The following is a 22,300-nucleotide window of genomic DNA, read 5'->3' as shown; positions in this document are numbered from 1 at the left end:
ACACGCGGTCGGTTATACTCGACTCGAATGCCGGCATTACACGACTCAGGATCCTCCTGCCTGATATTGGCGGGTCTTTGCCAGCCAAAGGTTGAATAGCCTCCATTTCAGAGTGGAAAGAGTGGGCAATCTTCGCCAAACTCGCGCCGCTTAGTTTTACGCACCTGTCGATGGAGTCCTCTACAGCGATGGCAATGAACGTTCTTTTGATAACGGCCGATCAGTGGCGGGGCGACTGCCTCGGCGCAGTTGGCCACCCCCTACTTAAAACGCCTGCAATCGACAGCCTTGCCGCCGACGGTGTTTTATTTCGCAAGCATTTTGGACAGGCTACTCCCTGCTCGCCTGCCCGCGCGTCTCTGCTGACCGGGCTTTACCAGATGAACCACCGGGTCTGCGGCAACGGCACCCCACTGGACGACCGGCACGATAATATCGCAAAGGCCGTTCGCCGGCTCAGCTACGACCCGGTGCTGTTCGGCTATACCGACAGCAGTGTCGACCCGCGCAGTTGCGATGCCAACGACCCGCGCTTGCTGAGCTACGAAGGTGTGCTGCCGGGCTTTAGCCAACGCCAGGGATTGGATGAGGCCTCTAAGCCTTGGCTGAGCTGGCTACGCAGGAATGGCGTGAACGTGCCGGAGCAGGGTCTCGATGTCTACCTGCCGGAGGAGGGGCCTGCCGACCCGCCAACGAACGCGGCCGCACGCTATCCGGCCGAATTGTCCGAAGCCGCCTTTCTCACCGAGCGTTTCCTGGACTATAGCGACGAGATGGGTGCTGCGCCCTGGTTCGCGCATGTCAGCTTCCTCCGCCCGCATCCACCCTTCATCGCCCCGGCCCCCTATAACAGGATGTACAGTCCGGATTCGGTGCCGGATTTCGTTCGGGCGGCGTCACTGGAGGAAGAAAGCTCGAGCCACCCCTTCCTTACCTATACCTTTGACAGCCAACGCAAGTCGCACTTCGTCTATGGCGCGGACGGCCTGGCGAAAGACTGGGACGACGATGCCCGGCGGCAAATCCGCGCCAGCTACTATGGATTGATTTCGGAAATCGATGCACAGATCGGGCGGATCGTGGCACACCTTAAGGCGAGCGGCCAATACGACAACACACTGATCGTCCTGACCACCGACCATGGGGAGATGGCCGGCGACCATCACCTCTTCGGCAAGCTGGGCTATTTCGATCAAAGCAATCACATTCCTCTGATCATCCGGCATCCCGAAGCGGCCATAGCTGGTTCCCGAACGAAGGGTATGCAAATCGAAGCCTTTAGCGAAGCCGTCGACGTCACGCCCACCATCCTGGACTGTCTCGGTGCAAAGGTCCCGCGGTCGATGGACGGCCGCTCGCTGAAAGCCTTCCTCGAAGGTACGGAGGCACCCAATTGGCGGCAGGAAGTTCATTGGGAATACGACTTCCGCGACGTTGTCAGCGGCGCGGCCCAGTCGGCATTCGATTTGGAACTGGACGCCTGCAATATGTCTGTCATCCGCGACGACTCCTTCAAGTACGTCCATTTCGCCGGACTACCGCCACTGCTGTTTGACCTCGCCGCCGACCCCGGAGAGCTGAACAATGTCGCGGAGGATTCCAGCTATCTCCTCACCCGCGTGAGCTATGCAGAGAAACTGCTCAACTGGCGCGCTCGGCATCTCGACCGCACCCTTACTGGCCTGGCGCTGACGCCGGACGGTCTGCGCGGGACTCTCTGATAATGGCGGTCAAAATGACTGGATAACTCAGCGTTTCAGGATGGAGCAGTGGAAGATGATTTAACCGGTCTTGGTCGCCGGTTCACTCGCGTGAGAGTCCAGCCAACTTGCCAGTACCTTCTTCAAGTCGGTCTGTTGAACCGGCTTGGGAAGATAATCGTCCATCCCGGCTTCCAGACAGCGTTCGCGGTCGCCCTTCATTGTGTGGGCGGTCAGGCCGACGATCGGCGTGCGCATCAAATCTCTTCGGCGCTCTATTTGACGGATGGCATTGGTCGCTTCGTAACCATCCATCTGCGGCATGGAAACGTCCATCAGGATCAGATCCGCGCCCTCGCGTTCGTATAATTCAACTGCTTCCTTGCCGTTCGCGGCAATCTTCAAGGCGTAGGGCGACCGCTCCAGCATCTGCATGACCACGTAACGATTGATCTCGTTGTCTTCCACCAGGATCAGACGGAAAGTCGCAGCTTGTGCCATGGCCTCTTTATTGCCCACCTTTGGCGCAGCCTCTGTGCTGCGTGCTCCGACGTCCTCGGAAACAGCGTTAACGTCAGATTTTTGCGACAGTACGGTCGCAATGGTATCGAGCATCAGCGACGAACGGGCCGGTTTGACGAGAGTCGCCGCAACGCCGATCTTGCGAAACCGTCGTGCGTCGCCCTTTCCATCAACTGAACTCAACATAATAAGTGCAATGTCCCTGGTTGCCGGATCGTCTCTGATCCGGCGTGCCAGCTCTTCGCCATCCATGCTTGGCATATGGTAATCCAGAATCACGAGGTCGTACTGACGCCCCTGCGTATTCGACAGCGATTGAGCTTGTGGTTTCAAAGCCTCAAGCGCATCGGCCGCCGACTCTGCACAATCAGCGAGCATCCCCCAGCTTTCCGCTTGCTCAACCAGAATTTTGCGATTCACTTCAATGTCGTCGACGATCAGCAGTTTCAAACCACGCAAGTCCGGGACGACGACATTCTTCCTGACGCTTTGAGGATCGACGGGAAGATCAATGGTGAACCAGAAATTTGCGCCCACGTTCCGCCGCGAGGTCACACCGATGTCGCCCTCCATCAACTCGACCAGTTGTTTTGAAATCGCCAGCCCTAGCCCGGTTCCACCATATTGCCGGGTTGTGGTATTATCGGCCTGTTCAAACTTGTCGAAGATCCGGTTGAGCTCGCTGTCGCTGAGGCCGATCCCTGTGTCCTCGACTGAAATCTTCAGCGCGATCCGGCCATCCTTCAGCGTCCCGTCAACGTCGACCAGGATGTAGCCTTCCCTGGTGAATTTGACCGCATTGCCGACAAGATTGGTCACGATCTGACGAATGCGACCGGCATCACCAACGACATTGTCGGGAATGTCGGGATTGAAACGCACAATCAGTTCCAATCCCTTTTCCACCGCACGGTTCGACATCAGGATCGCGACATCCTCCATCGCCGAGCGCAGATTGAAGGGCTCCGGATCGAGTTCTAGCTTGCCGGCCTCGATCTTCGAGAAATCGAGAATGTCGTTGATGATGGTCAGCAGCGCAGAACCGGAATCGGAGATGATCTTGACGTAGCTGGACTGATGCTCGTCGAGCTTTGTATCGGCCAGTAGTTCTGCCATCCCGAGGACACCGTTCATCGGGGTTCTGATTTCATGGCTCATGTTGGCCAGGAATTCGCTCTTCGATCGGGACGCGGCTTCTGCTTTGTCGCGCGCTTCTTCCAGTTCCCGTTCGTAGCGCAGGCGTTCGGTTACGTCCCGATAGGCAGTGACAACGCCTCCCGTCGGCAAGGGCGCTTTATAGATGTCGACGGAGCGCCCGTTGGTCAGGTGCCTGCGCTGGGTCTCATTCTTGTGGACCCGTGCCGTTTCGAGGCGTTTTTGGATTTGTTCCTCACGATCACCTTCACCATAGTGCCCAAGGTCCGCATAGATGCCGCAGAACTTCCGCAACGGATCGCCTTGTTGGACGGCGTCACTGGGAATACCGAAGAGTTCCAGGTACTTCTGATTGAAGGCGACCATATTGAGATCGTCATCCATCAGGGACACGCCCTGATCGAGATTTTCCAAAATGGTTTCAACCACGGCCTTCTGACGGCGGACCCGTTCGGTCTGTTTGCGGAGTTCTGTAATGTCTGTATAGGTTGCGACCATTCCTCCGCCAGAACGCCGCCGGATGTTCACGCGAATTGCACGTCCGGTCGACAACACACGATCCACAATGGATTCGGTCTGATTTCTGTGCTGTTCGATAATCGAAGCAATGTCCTGGTCGCTGGCATTACCATAATCGCCCCGTGCACGCGCGTGCTCGATCTGTTCTTCGAGCGTGAGACCCGTGCGCATGAAATCTGACGGCAGATCCAGGAGTTCGACAACCCGGTCATTGAAGATCTCGACTACACAATCGGCATCCCAGGCAACAATCCCTTGGTCCATTGAAACCAGAACGTCATCGATGTGCGCCCTACCACCGGATACCTTAGTCAATTCGCCGTCGGATTTGCTCCGTGCCGCCGGCCCACTGGACTTCAAGCTTGCAAGAACCATGGCAATAACGGCGAGCAGCCCGGTGGCGAGAACAGCCACGCCTAAAATCCGGAAGCTGCTGACAGCATGATTTTGCGGCGAAGACTCCTCGTCCGCCGCACGTCTGAGTAACGGTATCAGATCGCTATTCAGAAAACTCTCCAGCCGTTTCGCCTGCCGGTGGCGCTTTACCGGATCACCATCGCTTTGAGTCAAAGTCGTTGCATGATGCTTAAATACAGTCCGCAAGCCGTGCACTTGGTCCGCCAATGCTGCGTCAAGCTCATGAGAAGCTAAAAGCGTCTCGAAGCTTGCTACAGCCCGGTGGAACTGGAGCAGTCCGGTGTTGGCTGTTGCGTAAGTGGCGGCGTCATCAGAGAGGTTTTCAGCGCGAAGCAGCACAAGCTGCAGATCATGCGCTTTTGCAGTGTGGTCATTGATTTCGGCCAGCTGCCGTTCAGCCACCGCAAATACGGCAAGCATCGCAACAGCGACAAAGATCATAGCCATCAGGTACCGTTTCCGGCCGACAAGCGTCGTAACGTCAAACATTAACTACTTCGCCCCAAAACCTTCGGACACAACTGGGATCAACCAATCACAAAATTCTCATCGCTCTCCGCCGAACCAATGAAAGCGAAAACCAGGCTCTCCGTATGCCACCGTGCCCAAGGGTCGTTGCCGTGCGCTATGCCTTTGAAAAAGATACTCAGCGTGTCGGCCCGATATGCGGGCTTCTTGAACCGCCGACTAAAATCACTACCCGCAGTTTCTCACCTCTGAGTTAATCTTCCCTTTATCCAAACACACCAAAAAGGATGAGTGCGTCAGCTATGCGCCGAAATAAACTGGTGAGCCGTTGCAAATCAGCACAGGTGTACACTGACACCACTTCCGTCATCAAAAGCCTGTGACGACGGCGCTTAGAAAGTACGGGCGTCAGGTCTCAAATCGATTGCAAGGCACGTTCACTAACGTTAGTGATAGAAGAATTTTGCAGAGATATATTCCATCCGTGGAAGGACACTTGAATGTTTTCGCCTGAAGTTATCAGGACTCACGAAAAAATAATGTACGGCCTGAAGGATAAATTAAATATAATTACTGAAGAAATCCCAAAATCCTCTCGCGTTGTTCGTTTAGACTTACCAATGCACCTGAATATCGGAGATCAATTGATTGATTGGGGAACCGAGACATTTTTGGAAAGCCAAAATATTCACCCCTCATTGCGTTTGTCTGCCCTTGACTATCAAAGATATAGACACAAAATACGCCCATCTGACATCCTACTTCTTCATGGCGGCGGCAATGTAAATGATATTTACAAATGGCACGAAAACCTCCGTCAGGATGTACTTAAACGTTTTCCGCAAAATAAAATCATTCTGTTTCCGCAATCTGTATTCTTTTTCGACAGCGAACGCGGCAAAGAATTGATGAAATCCTATCAAAATCATGAAAACTTCATGATGTTTGTCAGAGATCAGGAGTCCTATGACTATATCCAGCAGCTTGGAGGGATCCGTTGCGAGCTATGTCCGGATATGGCGCATGCCTTGTGGAAGTCCAAGAAGGGCGTGCACCCCCACTATGACGGGCAACAAAAACTGCTGTTTCTACGCAAGGACGTAGAAGCAGCAGAATCGCAAGAAAAAAACGGACAGAGCATAGATTGGGTAGACATCACCCATCCTCTCGACCGCTCGATAAGCCAGCATCTCTTCGCGGCTATTGAGCGCTGTCCGTCCTTCGTGATGCGTAATCGGATCGTCGATGTCTGGAACTTCAGAAAAAACCGTATTATCGCGAAAAGTATTAAGACCTTCAGTGCATACGAAACGATCGAGACAGACCGCCTTCACGCAATGATCCTGGGTTGCCTGCTTGGTAAGAGCGTGAATTACATCGACAACAATTATGGAAAACTCTCGCGGTACGAAAGCCTGTGGCTGCGCGATACCGCTTCCAAAATGAAGAAGCAGTGACGGCACGCTGCCAAGTCATGAAGGACCGGCCTTCGCCCATAATGAATCAATAGAGTTTGTTGAGCATCGATTCCACGTTGGACAGGAAAAAAGCAATGTTTTCAATAGGCAAAAAGATACTGGGAAAGCTGACGCATCGCGACCCTCCCAAGCCTTTGCCGCCATTGGCGAGTAAGATTAAGAGCTGTAACCTGACATATCTTTCCGCCGACAAATTCATTTCTCTTGAAAAGGAAATTTGTCGGATTCAGCAAGAGAATGTCGCTGGAGAGTTCGCGGAATTCGGGGTCGCTCTTGGGGGATCCGCGATTTACCTTGCTCATCGCGCCGAAGAGAAGAGATTTTTAGGCTTCGATGTTTTCGACATGATTCCGCCGCCGTCCGAGCGGGATGGTGAAGATACGCATGCGCGCTACGAAATCATCAAGAGTGGCGAATCAAGCGGAATAGGCGGCGATCTTTACTATGGCTATGAGGAAAATCTCTACGACAGGGTCGTCCAAAATTTTCGCGACTTTGACCTTCTTGTAGACGGCAAAAAAATTAGCTTGGAAAAAGGCCTGTTTGAGGACACGGTCAAGTTTGGTGCGTCCGACCGCATCAGCCTCGCACACATCGACTGTGATTGGTACGATCCGGTTAAATTTTGCGTCGAGACTGTATCCCCGGTTTTGAGCCGGAGGGGCGTCATTATTCTCGACGACTACAATGATTATGGCGGATGCCGCGAAGCAGCGAACGAGGTTCTAGCGTCGGACCAATCGCTCAAACTCGACCGGCATGAACCGCACGCAGTCATCCGCAAGATTTAATGAATTGCTGTGGCAGTTTCCGGGAAGCCGCAAGAGCTGGAAAAGATGCTGGTCTGATAGATGTTTTACGCTTTGGTCACTTTGATAAAGCTAAAATCGATCGACCGAGAAGACGGTAAATCAGCAACATTGTTCCACTTGGCCCAAAGACGGATTTTCTTAGTATCTTTAAAGTTCGGGAATGCTGCATACTTCGCAAATCAAGTACATAGATGTTGTATTGGGAAAGCTCTATAAAGTGGCGAGCAATTGCCCAGACATCAGTTGAACGAACAAGTGCAGGCAAATACCAGCCTTTGTGTTTGAGATAGATTGTCAGATGGATTTACAGGTAACACAACAAACCACAGATGACGGTACAAGGCGGACAATGCGTCTTGAGAACCTGACGGATCCGGAAAGATCCGACGTCGAAATCTTCTTCGATCTGGTATCTCAAAAGAATGTCCCGGAACCGGTGGTGCTCGACGGCTTTGTCATGGGTATTTTATTTTACGCCATGCGCACAGAGCAGGATATCCACGTTCATGGCGCGATGAGCGTGAGTGCGCTGCGCAATTTGAATGAATTTCAGGAGGCTTGGCGCCTCTGGAAACAGCCGCTTTACAGAAAAATAAAAATAATTCCGGAACGATCCGTTGAGCAAACGCATCTGCCGTTGAAAAATGATGCAATCGCAGCCTTTTCGGGGGGCGTCGATTCGACCTTTACGCTTCTCAGACACACTGGCGATCGATTGGGAACCGGCTCCTACGGTCTGAAGAAATCGGTTCTGATGGTCCACGGCTTCGATGTCCCACTGAACAACAGCAGCCAGCTTGATGCACTGGTCGAACGGACGACCCCCCTGCTCGACGAGTTAGGGGTCGATGTTCGGATTATCAGAACCAACCTGAAAGAAGTCGACCTTCAGATTTGGGAAGACAGTTTCCTTTCGCAGTTGGCCTGTTGCATGCACAACTACGCCCACGAATTTGGCTTTGGATTGGCCGGCAGCTCTGAACCCTACGACGCCCTTCTGCTGCCCTGGGGTTCAAACCCGGCGACTGATTATCTGCTCTCCGGTGACGGCTTTAGGGTCGTACATGACGGTGCGGGCTACAGCCGCACCCAGAAAGTGGAGGAAATTGCCCGGCATGCGACGGCAGAGCGTGTCGTCAAGGTTTGCTGGGAAGGCAAGGAAACCCATAAAAATTGCGGCTCCTGCGAAAAGTGTATCCGCACACGCCTCAATTTTCTTGCGGTTGGCTCAGAAAACCCGCCTTGTTTCGACACACCTCTGAAAGTCGATCAAATCAAGGGCGTCCGTTTCCGCAGTAACGTTCACTGTATGGAGATGGAATCGGTCATCCGATACGCAAAGGAGAAAGGCAGAAAAGGCGCTTGGCTCGATGCGATTGAAAGGGCCGTGTTCCTGTACAAAATCAAACGCCCGTACCGGGATACGGCACAGATCGTTAAGCCGAAGCTCCGAAATGGGTTCCGCTTGATTCTCAATGGTGATTGGCAGCTGTTGTTTGATAAGATTCGAAAGAACGCCAAACAGCTTCTCGCGCATTCGTAGCGCAGATTCCGGCGCACTCGGCAACTGACCTCAGCCAAATACAGGTCAGTTTGAAGAGCCTTGGGTGCCACCTCTCATGCGTTCGATTGCAAGCCGCACAGCATTGGTTATTTCATCACTAAAGCTGTGATTGAAACCGTAGATCCCGGCGAGCCAGCCCACGCCCATTCCAAAGGAACCAACCAGCAATGGCATCCAAAGGTTGCCAGGGCCAGGCTGCATATAGAAGAGCGCAAAGGCTGGAACGATAGAACTCGACAGAGTCACCAGCAGGCTTTTCCAGGTCGCTAAGATCATGTCCGTATGACTGAACTTGAGAAGCGGTTTGAGGAACTGGAAAAAGACAAAGTATCCCAGGACAAAATAAACAACCTGGCTCGCTGCAACATGCGCGATGCTGTAATTGGCCGCCCAGACAATACAGATGACCCGAACCGTCAAAGTGATGACGCGCGCCTTTAAAAGCTGATCGATCTTGCCCATTCCAAGCAGAACCTGACCGGCCAACGACCAAAGGGCCGTTATCATGCCGCCAACTGCGAGGATTTGGACCAGCGGGACAGCCGCATCCCACTGATCACCGAACATGATCCGGATAATCGGATAGGCCATCAGCGCAAGAAACGCGTAAAAGGGCCAGGCAAAAACCGTCAGAGTGCCGATTGCCTTGAGATAGGGAGCCTTGAGGTCCAACCCTGCGCGATGCCCGGACGCAAAGGCCGGAAAGGCGACCTGAATCACCGCATTGGTAAACTCGCGTTCGAACATTGAAACCAAGCCTTTGGCCCGGCTGAAGATACCAACAGCGGTAAAGCCCAGCATGCGTCCTGCAATGATGTCTACCGCGTTTTGACCGATCTCGGTGATGAGGGCCTCAATGCTCGACTTACTGCCGAACGACGCAACCCGGCGCCACTCAACAAAATTCGGCCAGATGATACGCTGCCCAGGCCGGTGGAGCGCGGCAATAATCGCCGTCGTCGTCACGCCGGCCAGCGAAGCCCAGGCGAGACTCGCGAAACTGTAGCCCTGCCAGGCCAGAACCACGGCTACCGTGGAGTGGATCACCGCGCTGATAATCCTGATCTGATAGAGCGCTTTGAAAGACATGTTGCGCCTGAGCAGCGCCAGAGTTGGCGAACTAAAAGGAATCACCACAAAACTAAGGCTCAGGATCAGCATCACCGAGCGTGTTTCCGGCTTGTTATAAAAGTCTGCGATCCAGCCGCTACCTAACGCCAGCAACAGCGCCAATGACCACGCCAGCAGCAGTGTGATGCCGGCAGCCGTCCGGATCCGGTCTTGCGTCAGTTCTTTTTCCTGGATCAGATAGTTGCCAATTCCGAAATCACGCAGAGTATGGGCCACGGCAACAAAGGCCATACCGACTGAGTAAACCCCGATCTCTTCTGGCGACAGCAGCCGCGCGATGATGAGGGTGGAGCCGATATTGATGACCGTGACGGAGTACTTCTCCGCCAGGGAAATCAGTAATGACATCCGGACACTGGTCATAAAAATCCCCGCGGTGCCTGCAGCACCTCTTACCCTCGTGTCAGGCCGTCGAAGCAACTCTGCCGGTAGAACCGGTAAGCCTGAAAATCGCCCTTAACTGACGGTATATCGGCCGTCGGCAGAAAACCCTACTTGGTCCTGAAAAACATCAGCCCCAGGCTCAGCTTTGCACAGGTCTCCTTAACATAGTCCTTGCGGTGCCAGTCGATTATTTTCCAGTAACTCCGTGCTTCCCAGCGCGAAAATGACCGGTCATGCTGCTGCACGGCCTTCCTGGACCGCGTGGACCCGCTCCAGCGCATTAAGAATAACTTGTGGTCCGGCACCGGAATGGTGGGCGTTCTCACTCAGATACCGCCGCCAAAGCCGTGCGCCCGGCTCGCCGTTGAAGAGCCCCAGGATGTGCCGCGTCAGATGCTTAATTGCGATGCCTTGAGAAGCCAGCTGCTCGGCATAGGGCAAAAGTGCCAGTACGATCTCGGCGCGGCTGGCGACTGGGCGATCTTCGCCAAAAATCGTTTGGTCCGCATCGGCCAGAATATAGGGCGACTGATAAGCCGCGCGTCCAACCATGACGCCATCGACCTGTTCCAGATGCGTGAGAGATTGATCCAGATCCTGTACGCCGCCGTTCAGGACGATGGTCAGGTCCGGATTGTCCCGTTTCAGCCGATAGACAACATCGTAGCGCAGCGGCGGAACCTCGCGATTCTGCTTTGGACTCAAGCCGCTTAACCAAGCTTTGCGGGCATGGACGATAACGGTCGTGCAACCGGTGCCCGCAATAGCTTCGACAAAGGCTTGGAGTTCCTCATAGGAATCTCGTTCGTCGATCCCAATCCGGGTTTTCACGCTCACCTCAATCGGAGCCCGCTTCATGGCTTCAACACAACGGGCCACCAGATCCGGCTCGGCCATTAAGCAGGCGCCGAACCGGCCGCGCTGCACCCGGTCGCTCGGGCACCCCACATTGAGATTGATCTCGTCGTAGCCATATTCGGCCGCAACCTTTGCACAAAGCTCCAGATCCGCCGGATCCGAGCCCCCCACTTGCAGCGCCACAGGATGCTCGCTGGCATCAAACGCCAGAAAACGATCCCTGTCGCCATGCACAATCGCACCGGCCGGGACCATTTCGCTGTAAAGCAAAGTCCGGCGTGTCAATTGCCTATGGAACACCCGGCAATGCCGGTCGGTCCAATCCATCATGGGCGCAACGGAAAACATTTTCTCAATATCTATCAACTACTTACAACATCCTTCGACACACAAAAGCTTGAACATTCGCGCCTGAAATTAGCGCAATCTACGCAACTTTAGACCCAGTTTGACCTCCTGACGCATAGCTTATTGCCCACAAATCCTCAGGGTGCGCAAGTGCGTCAAGCATCAGAAAACTACCCTCGAGCAACTGGTGCGCACAAGCGTATCGCACACGAGGTTGCGCATCGCTCAAACTTTGCCGCGTGAACATCGCGGCCGAAGTATTCGGTGCCAAGCCGCCCCCTGCAGTCAACACAATCCGGTTTTTGTTGACAAAGGCATCACAGCGAGACAGCCTCTATTCCATAATAATGTGTTTAAGTCCATAATAGTGGAATAGATAAATGAGGAGGAAATTATGCTGAGGAAACTGTCAACATTCGGAATGGCCGCCCTCGTTCTTTGCTCGTCGGGCAGCATCGCACTTGCAGACAAGTTGCAGGACGTGCTGGACCGCGGTTACTTGATCGCCGGTTCGGGCAGCACTAACGCTCCGTGGCACTTCAAAGACGAAAACAACGAACTGGTTGGTTTTGACATTGATATGCTTCGCTTGATTGCGAAGGGCCTGTTTGATGACCCGACCAAGATCGAATTCGTGAACCAGTCAGGTGATGCGCGAATTCCGAATCTGGCCACTGACAAAGTAGATGTCACTTGCCAGTTCATGACCGTAACGGCCGGTCGCGCTCAGCAGGTTGAATTCACGCATCCCTATTACCGTGAAGGTGTCGGCTTGATGTTGATGGCCAACGGTGACTATGCAAATCACGCAGAGCTTCTGGCGGCAGGAGACGACGTCACGGTGTCGGTTTTGCAGAACGTGTACGCAGAGGAAATGGTTCACGCCGCACTTCCCGAAGCTTCAGTTGATCAATATGAAAGCGTTGATCTGATGTATCAGGCGCTTAACTCCGGGCGTTCGGCAGCGGCAGCAACCGACCAGTCCTCGCTGAGCTGGTTTATAGCACAAAATCCAGATCGCTACCTTGATGCAGGCTATGGGTGGAACCCGCAAAGCTACAGCTGTGCAGTCAAGCCAGGCGATCAACGCTGGCTGAATTTCGTGAACTCCGTTCTGCACGAAGCAATGACCGGGGTGGAATTTAATACCTATGCCGCATCTTTCAAAAAATGGTTCGGTGCAGAACTGTCACCACCGAAGATCGGTTTCCCCGTCGAATTCAAGTAATCGGCGCGAATTCCCCGAGGGCTTTCAATGGACTATAATTTCAACTTTGCGGCGGTGTGGCGTGACTTTGACCTACTGATGTCGGGTCTTGGATTAGGTCTGATCCTGGCAGTCATCTCCATCGCCATTGGTTGTTTTATTGGTCTGTTGGCCGCCTTCGGGATGTTATCAAAAAACAGAGCGATCCGCTGGGTGTCAGCAGGCTATGTTTCTGCGATCCGGAATACACCGATTCTCGTATTGATCCTTTTTACCTTCTTCGCCTTGCCACAGCTGGGCATCCGCTTTGGCAAGATAGAATCGTTTATTGTAACGCTTTCAGTTTATTCCGGGGCCTACCTGACCGAGGTTTTTCGGGCTGGTCTCATTGCATTGCCGACCGGCCTTCGAGAGGCAGGATTGTCGATCGGACTGACCGAATTCGGGACGAAGCTTAATCTCATAATTCCAGTCATGTTCCGGAATGTGCTTCCGTCTCTCAGCAACAATTTCATCTCGCTTTTCAAGGATACCTCGCTGGCCGCGGCCATTGCTGTGCCGGAGCTTACGTTTTATGCGCGCAAGATAAATGTCGAAACATTCCGAGTGATCGAAACCTGGATGATCGCCAGCTTGATGTATGTATTGGCCTGCTACGTGATTGCAGCTGTCCTACGGCAAGTCGAAACACGCCTTGCGATCCCTAGATAGGCCGAATCCATGGAAATAGTTCGGGCATTTGATGCTATTTGGGCCGCACGCTGGCCGATCCTCGATGGTATCGCCAACACGCTTTTAATCTCAGGTCTCTCAATTCTGTTTGGTACGGCTCTGGGCGTTGGCGTCGGGTTGCTGCTGTCTTACGGCGGTCGAATTGTCCGGTTTTTTGTTCGTGTTTACTCCGATTTTCTGCGCGGAACGCCCGTCTTTGTGCTGATTCTGGCGTGCTTCTATATCCTTTCGGTGATTGGCCTCCAGCTAACGGCCTTTCAGGCCGGCATCTTTGCGCTGATGCTCTTTTGCAGCTCGCACGTAGGAGAGATCGTGCGTGGTGCTTTGCAAGCCATTCCGCCAGGTCAGACTGAAGCCGCAAAATCAATCGGATTGACGTTTCGGACCACGTTCTTTTCAGTGCTGTTGCCACAAGCCCTGCGTCAGATCCTTCCCACCTGGGTCAACACGGCCACCGAAATTGTCAAAGCGTCGACGCTTCTGTCGATCATCGGGGTTGTTGAGTTGCTGCTATCCGTACAGCAAGTGATCTCCCGGACATATCTCAGCTTGGAGCTGTATTTTTTTGCTGGCTTTGTCTTCTTCCTGATCAATTTCGTGATTGAAAAGGCCGGGCGCATTGTCGAGAGAAAAATTGCAATCCCCACCTAAGGTTTCCAGATGTCATCACCGGTCTTAGAAATAGTAGATCTGCACAAACGTTTTGGCGCCCTGGAAGTTCTGAAAGGCATCAACCTCACAATGCACCAAGGCGATGTTGTAAGCCTTATTGGGTCCAGCGGCTCCGGAAAGACCACGCTGTTGCGTTGTGTAAACCTGCTTGAAGAATACGAGGACGGTGTCGTCGCGGTGGCCGGTGAACAGATAGGCTACACAAAAAAAAATGGCAAACGGGTGCGGCTTTCCGAAAGAGAAATTGCGCGCCAGCGCGCTATGACCGGTATGGCGTTCCAGCATTTCAATCTGTTTCCGCATATGACTGCGATGCACAATGTCATGCTGGGCCTTATCAAGACACGGCGCATGAAAAAGGACGAAGCGCATTCCGTTGCAGAAAAATGGCTTGAACGAGTTGGCATGCTCGCTCGGCGCGACCATTACCCTGGGCAACTATCAGGGGGACAGCAACAAAGGGTCGCGATAGCGCGCGCTATCGCAATGAACCCACAACTGATGCTATTTGACGAAGTGACATCTGCACTGGACCCGGAACTGGTGAACGAGGTTCTGTCAGTTGTTCGTGATCTAGCCAAAGACGGAATGACCATGCTGCTTGTCACCCATGAAATGCAGTTCGCACATGATGTCTCAAGCAAGGTGATTTTCATGGATGATGGCCGAATTGGTGAAGAAGGGCCGCCTGACCAGCTCTTTAGACAACCAAAATCCGAGCGGCTTGCGGCATTCCTGAAAAGCTCAAAGTTTTCGTGAGGAGAAAACATGACGATTAAGAGGCACGGTCTAAACGAGTCCAAAGGGTCTGGTCAGCAGGTTCTGCCATTTGCCCAAGCCACTGAAGCCGAAGGATGGTTGTATGTGTCCGGCCAGACGCCGATGGTGAGTGGCGAAGTGATCGACGGGGGTATCGTCCCACAGGCGCATCAGGCGATCAGAAATTTAGTAGAGATTCTGGAGAATGCCGGCTACTCCATCGCCGATATCATGCGTATCGGGGTTTGGCTGGACGATCCAAGGGATTTTTGGAGCTTTAACAAAGTGTTTGCTGAGTATTTTGGCGAGAACCCACCAGCAAGAGCCTGCGTTCAGTCGGCAATGGTAGTCGATTGCAAGGTTGAAGTTGACTGTATTGCTTACCGCAAGACAAGCTGATCGCAGGGCTCTATATTGGCTGAATGCTGAATATTTAAGGAAATGAAATGCGCGATGATGACACCAAACCGGCCAAAAAGAGCCGAGCCCGCGGGTTGGAACGCGCATTTGCAATTATTGATTATCTGCACGCAGGCAAGGAGCCCAAGCGCCCTTTTGAAATCGCTGTGGGCATGGAAGCACCAAAATCGTCTGTTTACGAGTTAGTGGGGATTCTGACAGGCCTCGGTGTGCTGGAGCGCACAGACGACGAAGGTCGCGTTTTTTTGGGGCGCAAGCTACATTTTTGGGGTTTAGGCTATCTCGATAATTTTGACCTGACCCGACTGGCCCTACCTGTGCTGGAACGTCTTACGGATAGGACCCGCGAGACCTCTCAACTGTGCATGATTGACGGTAATAAATATACGGTAGTCATGATGAACGAGGGGAGCCGCCAGTTTAGGATCAGTGCGGACGTTGGAGAAAGGATCCCAATTCCATGGACGGCATCGGGGCGTCTGCTTCTTGGACATATGACTGACACTGAAATTCTCGAGTTTGTTCCTGATGAGGACTTTGTACTGCCCGACGGCACGCACCTGGACAAATCGGACTATATTACGAGCATTCGAGCTGCCCATGCAGAGGGGTTTTTTTCTTTCGACAGTGTAGCCGACACTTACACACACTGTTTCGCGGCTCCCATCAATGAAAGCAATGGACACTGCGTAGCGACTGTTTGCCTCATTGCGCCCAAGCAGGACGCCCAATCCAATTTTCCGATGTATCGGGACGTCCTTATCCAGGCCGCAAAAGATCTGACCAGTGAATTGAAGCTCGATCCTATATTCAATGGGTTGGCCGCAGAGTAGTAGCTTCGACGACGAACTCGACGAATGCTGACTTCACGGACAAAACCAGTAGTTGTTCATCGGCGAATTGACAATCTTCATAGGAAATCACTGTACTTGCTTCTCAAAGGTGCAGTGTCAGTCGGTAGTAAAAAACACCTTTCATCGACGTTAAAAAGACTCTGGTACTACGGGTGTTAGACGCTCAGCGCGCGCAGGCGTGTCAACGATCAGATTTTACACAGGGGATTTTTGGTCGTCGCGAAAATGCAGGTTACCAGCAAAGCCATAAACGGCGCGCAGAACGAAAAACCGAAAGAAACCATAGGAGCAATATCGTAGAGGCCGCCCAAGGCAGCGCCGATGGCGTAGCCAATGGTTTGTGCTGAGCCGAACGCGCCCATCACCCTGCCAAGACGATCCCGGGCTGCCGACACCGAGATAAGGGCTGCACAGGCCGGCAGGGCGGCAGCCATGGCCGTGCCCGCAAATATTGCCCCCAAGACGAACAGCAAACGGGCCTCACCCCAGAACACAAGCACAACTGCGCCACTCGCAATCATACTCGAGGCCACCAGGGTGCCGAGTGCGCAATCCCGCAAGTGCTTGACCACAAAGACCTGAACCGCCAGGGCCGCTAGGGCGGCGGCGGTCAGGAGCAACCCAACAAACTGGCTGGCGTGGACGGCATCAAGACCTAGGCGCACCTGTACGTGAGGTCCCATCGTGAACTGAAGCTGTCCAACCATTAGCGACAGCAGGACCACAACGGCAAGCAGCAGGGGAACGGCAACAGTAGTTGAGCTGCCGCTTGACGATTGTTCCGCTGTCCGCCGCTTTTCCGGGTCACTGCACATCGATACAAGGAAAAAAGCGGCCAACGCGAAAACACAGAGGAAGTAGATAGGGGTCAATGGCGCCAGAAGCATCAGGACGGCTGCAAGGGGGGGACCTGCGAGTCGCCCTGCCGTCATCGACAGCCGCAGGACGCCAAATTTTGACAAATGCGCTGACTCATCGTGGATATCGGCAACCCAGGCCTGGGCAATTGGCATGAGCGCCGCTGCTGAAACACCGTGGACCAGCCGGAAAGCTGTCAAGAAGACAAGTGACAGGTCCGGTTCTGCGAGATCACGCGCCGCCATCTCAACTGTCAGAGCAACGCCCCCGTGTCCCAAGACCACACCGGCGCAGCCAAATAGCATGACTTTGCGCCGGCCAATGCTGTCGCTGATCCGTCCCCACATTGGAGCCGCGATAGTAAACGCGAAAATACCGGCCGTTATGGCCAAGCTAATTCCGCCAAGTCCGATTTTAGTGATTTCGCCAATTACGGGAACCATAACAAACAGAACCGTCTGGCCGATGGTGGTTGCAATCAATGCCAGACACAGCGCCACCATCGTCGTAGAAGCCATTGACGTCGAGCTATCGATTTGTCGTTTGGATATTCCTGAAAATTCAATCAATTTAATATGATATCCGTTCTCTATGCCTTGAAAAAATCACTATAAAAAGGAAACTTCATTATTGCAAATAAGAATCATTTGCATTATTAAACTGCCCATCGGCGACATCTTTTTTCAGGTTGTATGATGCGCATCTCCCTAAATTCCGGCCCCTCAATATCGGCATTTCTCAACGCATTGTTGCGGGAATACTCGAACTGGACGGTTCACCGCCGCACGCCGCCGCGGCCAGATATCTTGTCGTCGGGTGAAAAGGCGGCGGATGCTGGCCTCCTGGCTCTCCCCCTCACCTCTCTCGGCATGACCGTCTTTATCGGCTTGAAATACTGTTCCCGAGCTGGGCGGCACAGCTTCTCGCCACCGCTTCTTCTCGGGGCAACTCGCGACACGGCACACCCGATCGATCTCTTGAGCCTCGCTGTCTTGATCAGCCATGAAGAAGACATCGTTGGCGCGGTGTCACCCGCGGTGCGCAATCTCTTTTTGAGCCGGCTTCTCGACAGCATGCACAGCCTGTCGGATTCAATCGAATTTCGGAATAACGACCTGCTACGACTCTTCAAGGAACCGCTGACGTTTATCGAATCGGAACAGTCTCTCCTGCTGGGGCATCCGGTGCATCCGACACCGAAAAGCCACGACGAGCTTACGGATGAAGAGGTCCGCGCCCTAACGCCGGAATTCGCCACCTCCTTTCCTTTGCGTTGGATGCTGGTTCACCGGCACCGCCTGGATGCAGAGGGGACGAACGACCTGCCCCTTCGGCAGGCTCTCGAGGACCTTATTGCTTCCGACTTTGAGTTTCCCGAACACGCACTCACCCTGATCGAAAATGCGCCGCAGCACTTGCCGATGCCGATGCATCCCTGGCAGGTAAAGCACTTGTTGTCCCAGCCAAAGATCAGGGCAATGCTCGCCAACGGTGATCTTATCGATCTTGGCGAGGTGGGTTCAGTCTTCAAACCAACATCGTCTGTGCGCAGTATCTACAACGCAAACGCCCCTTATATGCTGAAGTTTTCGCTCAGCGTCCGCCTGACCAACTCGGTACGCGTTCTGTTGCCCAAAGAGTGGGAGCGCGGAAAGCAGATCCACCGGCTCTTTTCGACACCGCTCTGGCAGGAAATCTCGGATCGCTTCCCGACCTTCGGAATTCTGAGCGAGCCTATTCACATGGCATTGCGCGATGACAACGGCGAGACGATCCGCGAGAGCGCGGTTCTATTCCGTCAAAATCCCTTCAGAGGCGATGCCGTCACCAACACAGAAGTCCTCGCCGGTCTTTGTCAGGACCATCCTCATGGCGAGAACAGTCGGCTTGCAGAGCTGATCCATCGCCTCAGCCAGCGCGAAGAAAAGTCTCCCGAGAACCTGGCCTTGCAATGGTTCAACCGCTTCCTTGAGGTTGCGATTGGCCCCTTCCTGCAGATTCATGCGGACTACGGCCTGCTGTTTGGCGCGCATCAGCAAAATACGGTTCTGGTGTTGGAGAACGACTATCCGTCGCGCGTCTACTACCGGGATTGCCAAGGCACCGGGCATAGCAGCAGCGCCCATGACACACTGAAACAGTTCCTTCCTGAGATCGGTGGTAACGCGCAGAACACGGTCGACGATGACCTCGGCCATCGTCTCTTCGGCTACTACCTGATCGTCAACAACGTCTTCAACGTGATTGCTTCGTTGGCTCAGACCCGACTGGTGGAAGAAGCAACGCTCTTCGTGCTGCTCAGGGAATTTCTCGTCGGCCTGCGCCGCAACGGCCTACGCGACCCGAGTTTCGTAAACAAGCTGATCGACGAACCGGTGATCTGGTCGAAAGGCAACTTTCTCACCTGTCTCCGTGACATTAACGAAAGCCACGAAGGCGAAGATCAACTGGCCGTTTACGTGCCTATGCCCAATCCCATTGCCTTGACTGCTGACACGGGCGTTGCCTGCACAGAGACGAGCGATATGGGCCTCTCCGAAACCGGCTTCGCCAAAACGGGATAAGCAAAATGCAGATGCTGCAAACCAGACTTCAAGACCTCTCTCACCAAGAGGCTTCCCTCGACGTACATTCCGAGCAGAGTCTCTCGCTCGATTCCGACGGCACGCAACGCGTCGACGTCCGGCGCAACACGGCCAAGCCCAATTCTGTTGCGCTGTCATTACCCGACACTCCCGCCTCCAACACCTGGGTGACGCAACCGCCGCTATTGCTGCGTCTGATCGAGCGCGCCTTCGCCGCCTTACGGGACACCAATTGTATTTCACTTGACCGGGACCTCATCGGCCTGACGCTTCACGGCGATCACGAGCTGGCATTGTTGTCGCCGGACTCAATGTCGGCAAAAGATGGCGCACTCAACTGCGAACGAAAGACCTTTTTCCAGAGCGCTGCCCCCTGGCTGCGCAGCCGCTGTTCCAGCAGCTATCCGCTGACCAGCACCACCGAGATCGGCAAGATCAAGCACCCCCTTCGTCCTCCGGAGCCCGCGGGCTTGGTCTACGAGCGTTTCGATCCCACGCTCGGCATGACGGTATCGTTCCGAGCTATCGACCGAGAGAGAGATCTCGGCACATTTCACAATTGGATGAACGACGGACGTGTCGCGTTCTTCTGGGAACTTGCGCAGTCGGAATCTGCATTGGCGGAGTATCTCGACAACCTGAAACACGACCCTCATGCCTTCGGACTGATCGGCTGCTTCGATGGCGATCCCTTCGGTTACTTTGAGATCTACTGGGCCAAGGAAGACCGGCTCGGTTCTTACTACGACGCCGACGATTTCGACCGAGGCTGGCACGGCCTTGTCGGCAACCGCCGGCATCTGGGTCACGCCAAGACTTTGGCCTGGCTGCGCGCGGTAACTCATTACCTCTTTATAGATGACATCCGAACCCGAAAAGTGGTCGGCGAACCCAAGGCTTCGCATACGAAGCTGCTGCGGTACGCCGACGCCGTTGCCTATTACAAGGTCAAGGAATTCGATTTCCCCCACAAGCGCTCTGCGCTGATGCACTGCGATCGGGAAACCTTCTTTGAAACGGTACAACTATGACCGCGCTGGCAGTCAACATGCCGCAAGATGCGGAGGCGGACTCCGGTATCGATCGGCAAATCTGGTTGCTGATACAACGCAAGCTCGTCGCCAAGGCCCTCAGTGAACTGGCCTATGAAGAGGTTTTTATCCCGGCACTGCTTCCGGACAAGAACGCCTGGCTTCTTACCTTGAGCTCGGGCATCCGATACCGCTTTCGGGGCGTTGAGAGAATCTGGGGCAACATTTCAGTCGATCCCGCGAGCATCGAACGGGTCGCGGACGATGACAGTGCTGGAGAGATCAATATCTTCCGCTTCGTTGCCGACGCCCGGGAAGAGATCGCAATGACACCCGCGGACTTGGCCTGGTACCTGCGTGAACTGCAAAACACTTCGATCGCTGATCATCAGCTTGCGATTCTGAACGCAGGCGTGACCACCGGCGCAATGGCAGAAATGACAGAGATCGACCTACAGGCCCGCCTCGAAGGACACCCCAAAGCCGTCACCAGCAAGGGTCGCATCGGCTGGGGACAGGACGACTTTCGCGCCTACGCGCCAGAGTTCGGCGCCGCCTTTCAACTGGTCTGGCTGGCAGTCTCCCAAGAAATCACAAAAGCGGCACACGCAGATGGGTTTACGGAGAGCGAGCTATTCATAGACGCGATGGATAATGCGGATGCTGAGCGATTACACGGCCTTCTGACGGAGAAAGGCGCCTCGACCGAAACGCATGCGCTCGTCCCTGTCCACCCTTGGCAATGGGACAACGTTATCTCGCATTGGTTTGCGGAGGATCTCGCCAGGAACCGCATCCTTTATCTCGACGCAGTTGGTGATCGTTTTCTCGCCCAGCCTTCATTGCGCACACTGACCAATTGCAGTCGTGCAACGCGATACGACATCAAGCTATCACTGACGATCCTCAACACCTCTTGCTATCGCGGCATTCCCGGACGCTACATTCCCGTCGGCCCCCGCCTATCAGACTGGCTTGAGAATCTGGTGGCCGGCGACCCTTTCCTTTCGCAGGTTCACCGCGCATTGGTGTTGCGAGAAGTTGCAGGGTCACATGTCGAAAATGCGACGTTTAAGCGAATCGAAGACCTGCCTTATCGCTATCACGAAGGGCTCGGAGTGATTTGGCGGGAACGAGTCGATGCCAAGCTCGGAGAAAACGAGCGTGCAATCATGCTGTCTGCCCTACATCACTCTGACTCCGATGGCCGCCCGATGATTGCAGAATACATCGAGCGGTCAGGCCTGGGCCCTGAGGCATGGCTAACCAAACTCTTCGACGAGGTTACCGTCCCGCTCTATCACTTCCTCTGTCGGCACGGGGTATCCTTTATCGCTCATGGCCAGAACATTTCAGTGGTCCTACGCGATTGGGTTCCGGCGGCGCTGATCGTCAAGGACTTTCAAGGCGATCTGGATCTCGTCGACCGGCCCTTCGAGGAATTGGAGAGCCTGCCCGAAGACATCCGTCGCGTCCTGCCCAGAAAACGGCCCGAAGTCATCATCCACAATATCCAGACGGGGCACTTCGTGACGGTCCTACGTTTCGTGTCGGATGCCACCGAGGCTTGCGGTCTATTAAAGGAGTCAGAGTTCTACAGACTACTGGCCGGCCGGCTGCGCGCGTATCAGCGCGACCATCCAGATTTGAAACTGCGTTTCGATCTTCTGGATCTCTTTACGCCGAAGATCCCGCGCGTGTGTCTCAACAAGGCCCGCTTCGAGATCGGCTACGCCGACTCGAGTCAGCGGCCGACACCAGCGGTCGGAAACGATCTCGACAATCCCCTGTACCATTTCGATGAAACCTTGGCCCACAAGGTCTGA

General features: G+C 54.1%; 17 protein-coding genes. 13 read left to right on the top strand and 4 right to left on the bottom strand.

Features of this window, described 5'->3' with window-relative positions; genetic code table 11:
* The first annotated feature begins 188 nt into the window (after positions 1 to 188).
* Entirely contained in the window at positions 189 to 1,721 is a 1,533-nt protein-coding gene (locus QMZ18_RS18880; RefSeq protein ID WP_282607884.1) for an alkaline phosphatase family protein, read from the top strand.
* Between the two features lie 60 nt (positions 1,722 to 1,781).
* On the opposite strand, the gene QMZ18_RS18875 is transcribed toward QMZ18_RS18880, so the two are convergent.
* Positions 1,782 to 4,802, bottom strand: coding sequence for a PAS-domain containing protein (locus QMZ18_RS18875; RefSeq protein WP_282607883.1), 3,021 nt, complete (start codon positions 4,800 to 4,802; stop codon positions 1,782 to 1,784).
* Between the two features lie 479 nt (positions 4,803 to 5,281).
* Here QMZ18_RS18875 and QMZ18_RS18870 point away from each other — a divergent pair, with 479 nt between their 5' ends.
* The 3 genes from QMZ18_RS18870 (at position 5,282) to QMZ18_RS18860 (ending at position 8,614) form a co-directional block, all read left to right on the top strand.
* On the top strand, positions 5,282 to 6,238 hold the full coding sequence (locus tag QMZ18_RS18870; protein WP_282607882.1) for a polysaccharide pyruvyl transferase family protein: 957 nt from the start codon (positions 5,282 to 5,284) through the stop codon (positions 6,236 to 6,238).
* Positions 6,239 to 6,333: 95 nt separating this feature from the next.
* A complete protein-coding gene (locus QMZ18_RS18865) occupies positions 6,334 to 7,050 on the top strand; it encodes a TylF/MycF/NovP-related O-methyltransferase (protein ID WP_282607881.1) in 717 nt (238 codons plus the stop codon).
* Positions 7,051 to 7,420: 370 nt separating this feature from the next.
* Positions 7,421 to 8,614, top strand: a complete 1,194-nt coding sequence (locus QMZ18_RS18860) for a DUF6395 domain-containing protein (protein WP_282607880.1) — start codon at positions 7,421 to 7,423, stop codon at positions 8,612 to 8,614.
* 45 nt (positions 8,615 to 8,659) lie between these two features.
* On the opposite strand, the gene QMZ18_RS18855 is transcribed toward QMZ18_RS18860, so the two are convergent.
* Together QMZ18_RS18855 and dusA are read right to left on the bottom strand one after the other, a co-directional pair.
* Positions 8,660 to 10,129: a lipopolysaccharide biosynthesis protein gene (locus QMZ18_RS18855; protein ID WP_282607879.1), complete on the bottom strand. Its 1,470-nt coding sequence runs from the start codon at positions 10,127 to 10,129 to the stop codon at positions 8,660 to 8,662.
* 252 nt (positions 10,130 to 10,381) lie between these two features.
* Positions 10,382 to 11,356 carry a tRNA dihydrouridine(20/20a) synthase DusA gene (gene dusA, locus QMZ18_RS18850; protein ID WP_282607878.1) on the bottom strand — a complete coding sequence of 325 codons (975 nt, stop codon included), beginning with the start codon at positions 11,354 to 11,356 and terminating at the stop codon, positions 10,382 to 10,384.
* A 421-nt stretch (positions 11,357 to 11,777) separates the two neighbouring features.
* On the opposite strand from dusA, the gene QMZ18_RS18845 reads away from it, so the two are divergent.
* From QMZ18_RS18845 to QMZ18_RS18820, 6 genes are read left to right on the top strand one after another with little or no spacing between them, the layout of a single operon-like run.
* Positions 11,778 to 12,584, top strand: a complete 807-nt coding sequence (locus tag QMZ18_RS18845; protein WP_282607877.1) for a transporter substrate-binding domain-containing protein — start codon at positions 11,778 to 11,780, stop codon at positions 12,582 to 12,584.
* Between the two features lie 27 nt (positions 12,585 to 12,611).
* A complete protein-coding gene (locus tag QMZ18_RS18840) occupies positions 12,612 to 13,274 on the top strand; it encodes an amino acid ABC transporter permease (protein WP_282607876.1) in 663 nt (220 codons plus the stop codon).
* 9 nt (positions 13,275 to 13,283) lie between these two features.
* On the top strand, positions 13,284 to 13,946 hold the full coding sequence (locus QMZ18_RS18835; RefSeq protein ID WP_282607875.1) for an amino acid ABC transporter permease: 663 nt from the start codon (positions 13,284 to 13,286) through the stop codon (positions 13,944 to 13,946).
* Positions 13,947 to 13,955: 9 nt separating this feature from the next.
* Positions 13,956 to 14,726, top strand: coding sequence for an amino acid ABC transporter ATP-binding protein (locus tag QMZ18_RS18830; RefSeq protein WP_282607874.1), 771 nt, complete (start codon positions 13,956 to 13,958; stop codon positions 14,724 to 14,726).
* A gap of 9 nt (positions 14,727 to 14,735) precedes the next feature.
* Entirely contained in the window at positions 14,736 to 15,125 is a 390-nt protein-coding gene (locus QMZ18_RS18825) for a RidA family protein (protein ID WP_282607873.1), read from the top strand.
* Positions 15,126 to 15,172: 47 nt separating this feature from the next.
* Complete coding sequence (locus QMZ18_RS18820) at positions 15,173 to 15,979, top strand: IclR family transcriptional regulator (protein WP_282607872.1); 807 nt, start codon at positions 15,173 to 15,175, stop codon at positions 15,977 to 15,979.
* A gap of 209 nt (positions 15,980 to 16,188) precedes the next feature.
* Here the strand turns inward: QMZ18_RS18820 and QMZ18_RS18815 are convergent, their stop codons facing one another.
* Positions 16,189 to 17,376 carry an MFS transporter gene (locus tag QMZ18_RS18815; protein WP_282607871.1) on the bottom strand — a complete coding sequence of 396 codons (1,188 nt, stop codon included), beginning with the start codon at positions 17,374 to 17,376 and terminating at the stop codon, positions 16,189 to 16,191.
* 177 nt (positions 17,377 to 17,553) lie between these two features.
* Between QMZ18_RS18815 and QMZ18_RS18810 the strand changes: the two genes are divergently transcribed.
* From QMZ18_RS18810 to QMZ18_RS18800, 3 genes are read left to right on the top strand one after another with little or no spacing between them, the layout of a single operon-like run.
* Positions 17,554 to 19,422, top strand: a complete 1,869-nt coding sequence (locus tag QMZ18_RS18810) for an IucA/IucC family siderophore biosynthesis protein (protein WP_282607870.1) — start codon at positions 17,554 to 17,556, stop codon at positions 19,420 to 19,422.
* A gap of 5 nt (positions 19,423 to 19,427) precedes the next feature.
* Entirely contained in the window at positions 19,428 to 20,474 is a 1,047-nt protein-coding gene (locus QMZ18_RS18805; RefSeq protein WP_282607869.1) for a GNAT family N-acetyltransferase, read from the top strand.
* Positions 20,471 to 22,300, top strand: a complete 1,830-nt coding sequence (locus QMZ18_RS18800) for an IucA/IucC family siderophore biosynthesis protein (protein ID WP_282607868.1) — start codon at positions 20,471 to 20,473, stop codon at positions 22,298 to 22,300. The genes QMZ18_RS18805 and QMZ18_RS18800 overlap by 4 nt, the downstream gene beginning before the upstream one ends.

The sequence above is a fragment of the Pelagibius sp. Alg239-R121 genome (assembly GCF_947331435.1).
In the GTDB taxonomy this organism is placed as follows: domain Bacteria; phylum Pseudomonadota; class Alphaproteobacteria; order Kiloniellales; family Kiloniellaceae; genus Denitrobaculum.
This window is presented reverse-complemented; position numbering and strand designations above follow the sequence as displayed.

Bases quoted from the DNA above. Each gene is read 5' to 3' on its own strand.
- QMZ18_RS18880 (WP_282607884.1), top strand. From the start codon at position 189: ATGGCAATGAACGTTCTTTTGATAACGGCCGATCAGTGGCGGGGCGAC.
- QMZ18_RS18875 (WP_282607883.1), bottom strand. From the start codon at position 4,802: ATGTTTGACGTTACGACGCTTGTCGGCCGGAAACGGTACCTGATGGCT.
- QMZ18_RS18870 (WP_282607882.1), top strand. From the start codon at position 5,282: ATGTTTTCGCCTGAAGTTATCAGGACTCACGAAAAAATAATGTACGGC.
- QMZ18_RS18865 (WP_282607881.1), top strand. From the start codon at position 6,334: ATGTTTTCAATAGGCAAAAAGATACTGGGAAAGCTGACGCATCGCGAC.
- QMZ18_RS18860 (WP_282607880.1), top strand. From the start codon at position 7,421: ATGCGTCTTGAGAACCTGACGGATCCGGAAAGATCCGACGTCGAAATC.
- QMZ18_RS18855 (WP_282607879.1), bottom strand. From the start codon at position 10,129: ATGACCAGTGTCCGGATGTCATTACTGATTTCCCTGGCGGAGAAGTAC.
- dusA (WP_282607878.1), bottom strand. From the start codon at position 11,356: ATGTTTTCCGTTGCGCCCATGATGGATTGGACCGACCGGCATTGCCGG.
- QMZ18_RS18845 (WP_282607877.1), top strand. From the start codon at position 11,778: ATGGCCGCCCTCGTTCTTTGCTCGTCGGGCAGCATCGCACTTGCAGAC.
- QMZ18_RS18840 (WP_282607876.1), top strand. From the start codon at position 12,612: ATGGACTATAATTTCAACTTTGCGGCGGTGTGGCGTGACTTTGACCTA.
- QMZ18_RS18835 (WP_282607875.1), top strand. From the start codon at position 13,284: ATGGAAATAGTTCGGGCATTTGATGCTATTTGGGCCGCACGCTGGCCG.
- QMZ18_RS18830 (WP_282607874.1), top strand. From the start codon at position 13,956: ATGTCATCACCGGTCTTAGAAATAGTAGATCTGCACAAACGTTTTGGC.
- QMZ18_RS18825 (WP_282607873.1), top strand. From the start codon at position 14,736: ATGACGATTAAGAGGCACGGTCTAAACGAGTCCAAAGGGTCTGGTCAG.
- QMZ18_RS18820 (WP_282607872.1), top strand. From the start codon at position 15,173: ATGCGCGATGATGACACCAAACCGGCCAAAAAGAGCCGAGCCCGCGGG.
- QMZ18_RS18815 (WP_282607871.1), bottom strand. From the start codon at position 17,376: ATGGCTTCTACGACGATGGTGGCGCTGTGTCTGGCATTGATTGCAACC.
- QMZ18_RS18810 (WP_282607870.1), top strand. From the start codon at position 17,554: ATGCGCATCTCCCTAAATTCCGGCCCCTCAATATCGGCATTTCTCAAC.
- QMZ18_RS18805 (WP_282607869.1), top strand. From the start codon at position 19,428: ATGCAGATGCTGCAAACCAGACTTCAAGACCTCTCTCACCAAGAGGCT.
- QMZ18_RS18800 (WP_282607868.1), top strand. From the start codon at position 20,471: ATGACCGCGCTGGCAGTCAACATGCCGCAAGATGCGGAGGCGGACTCC.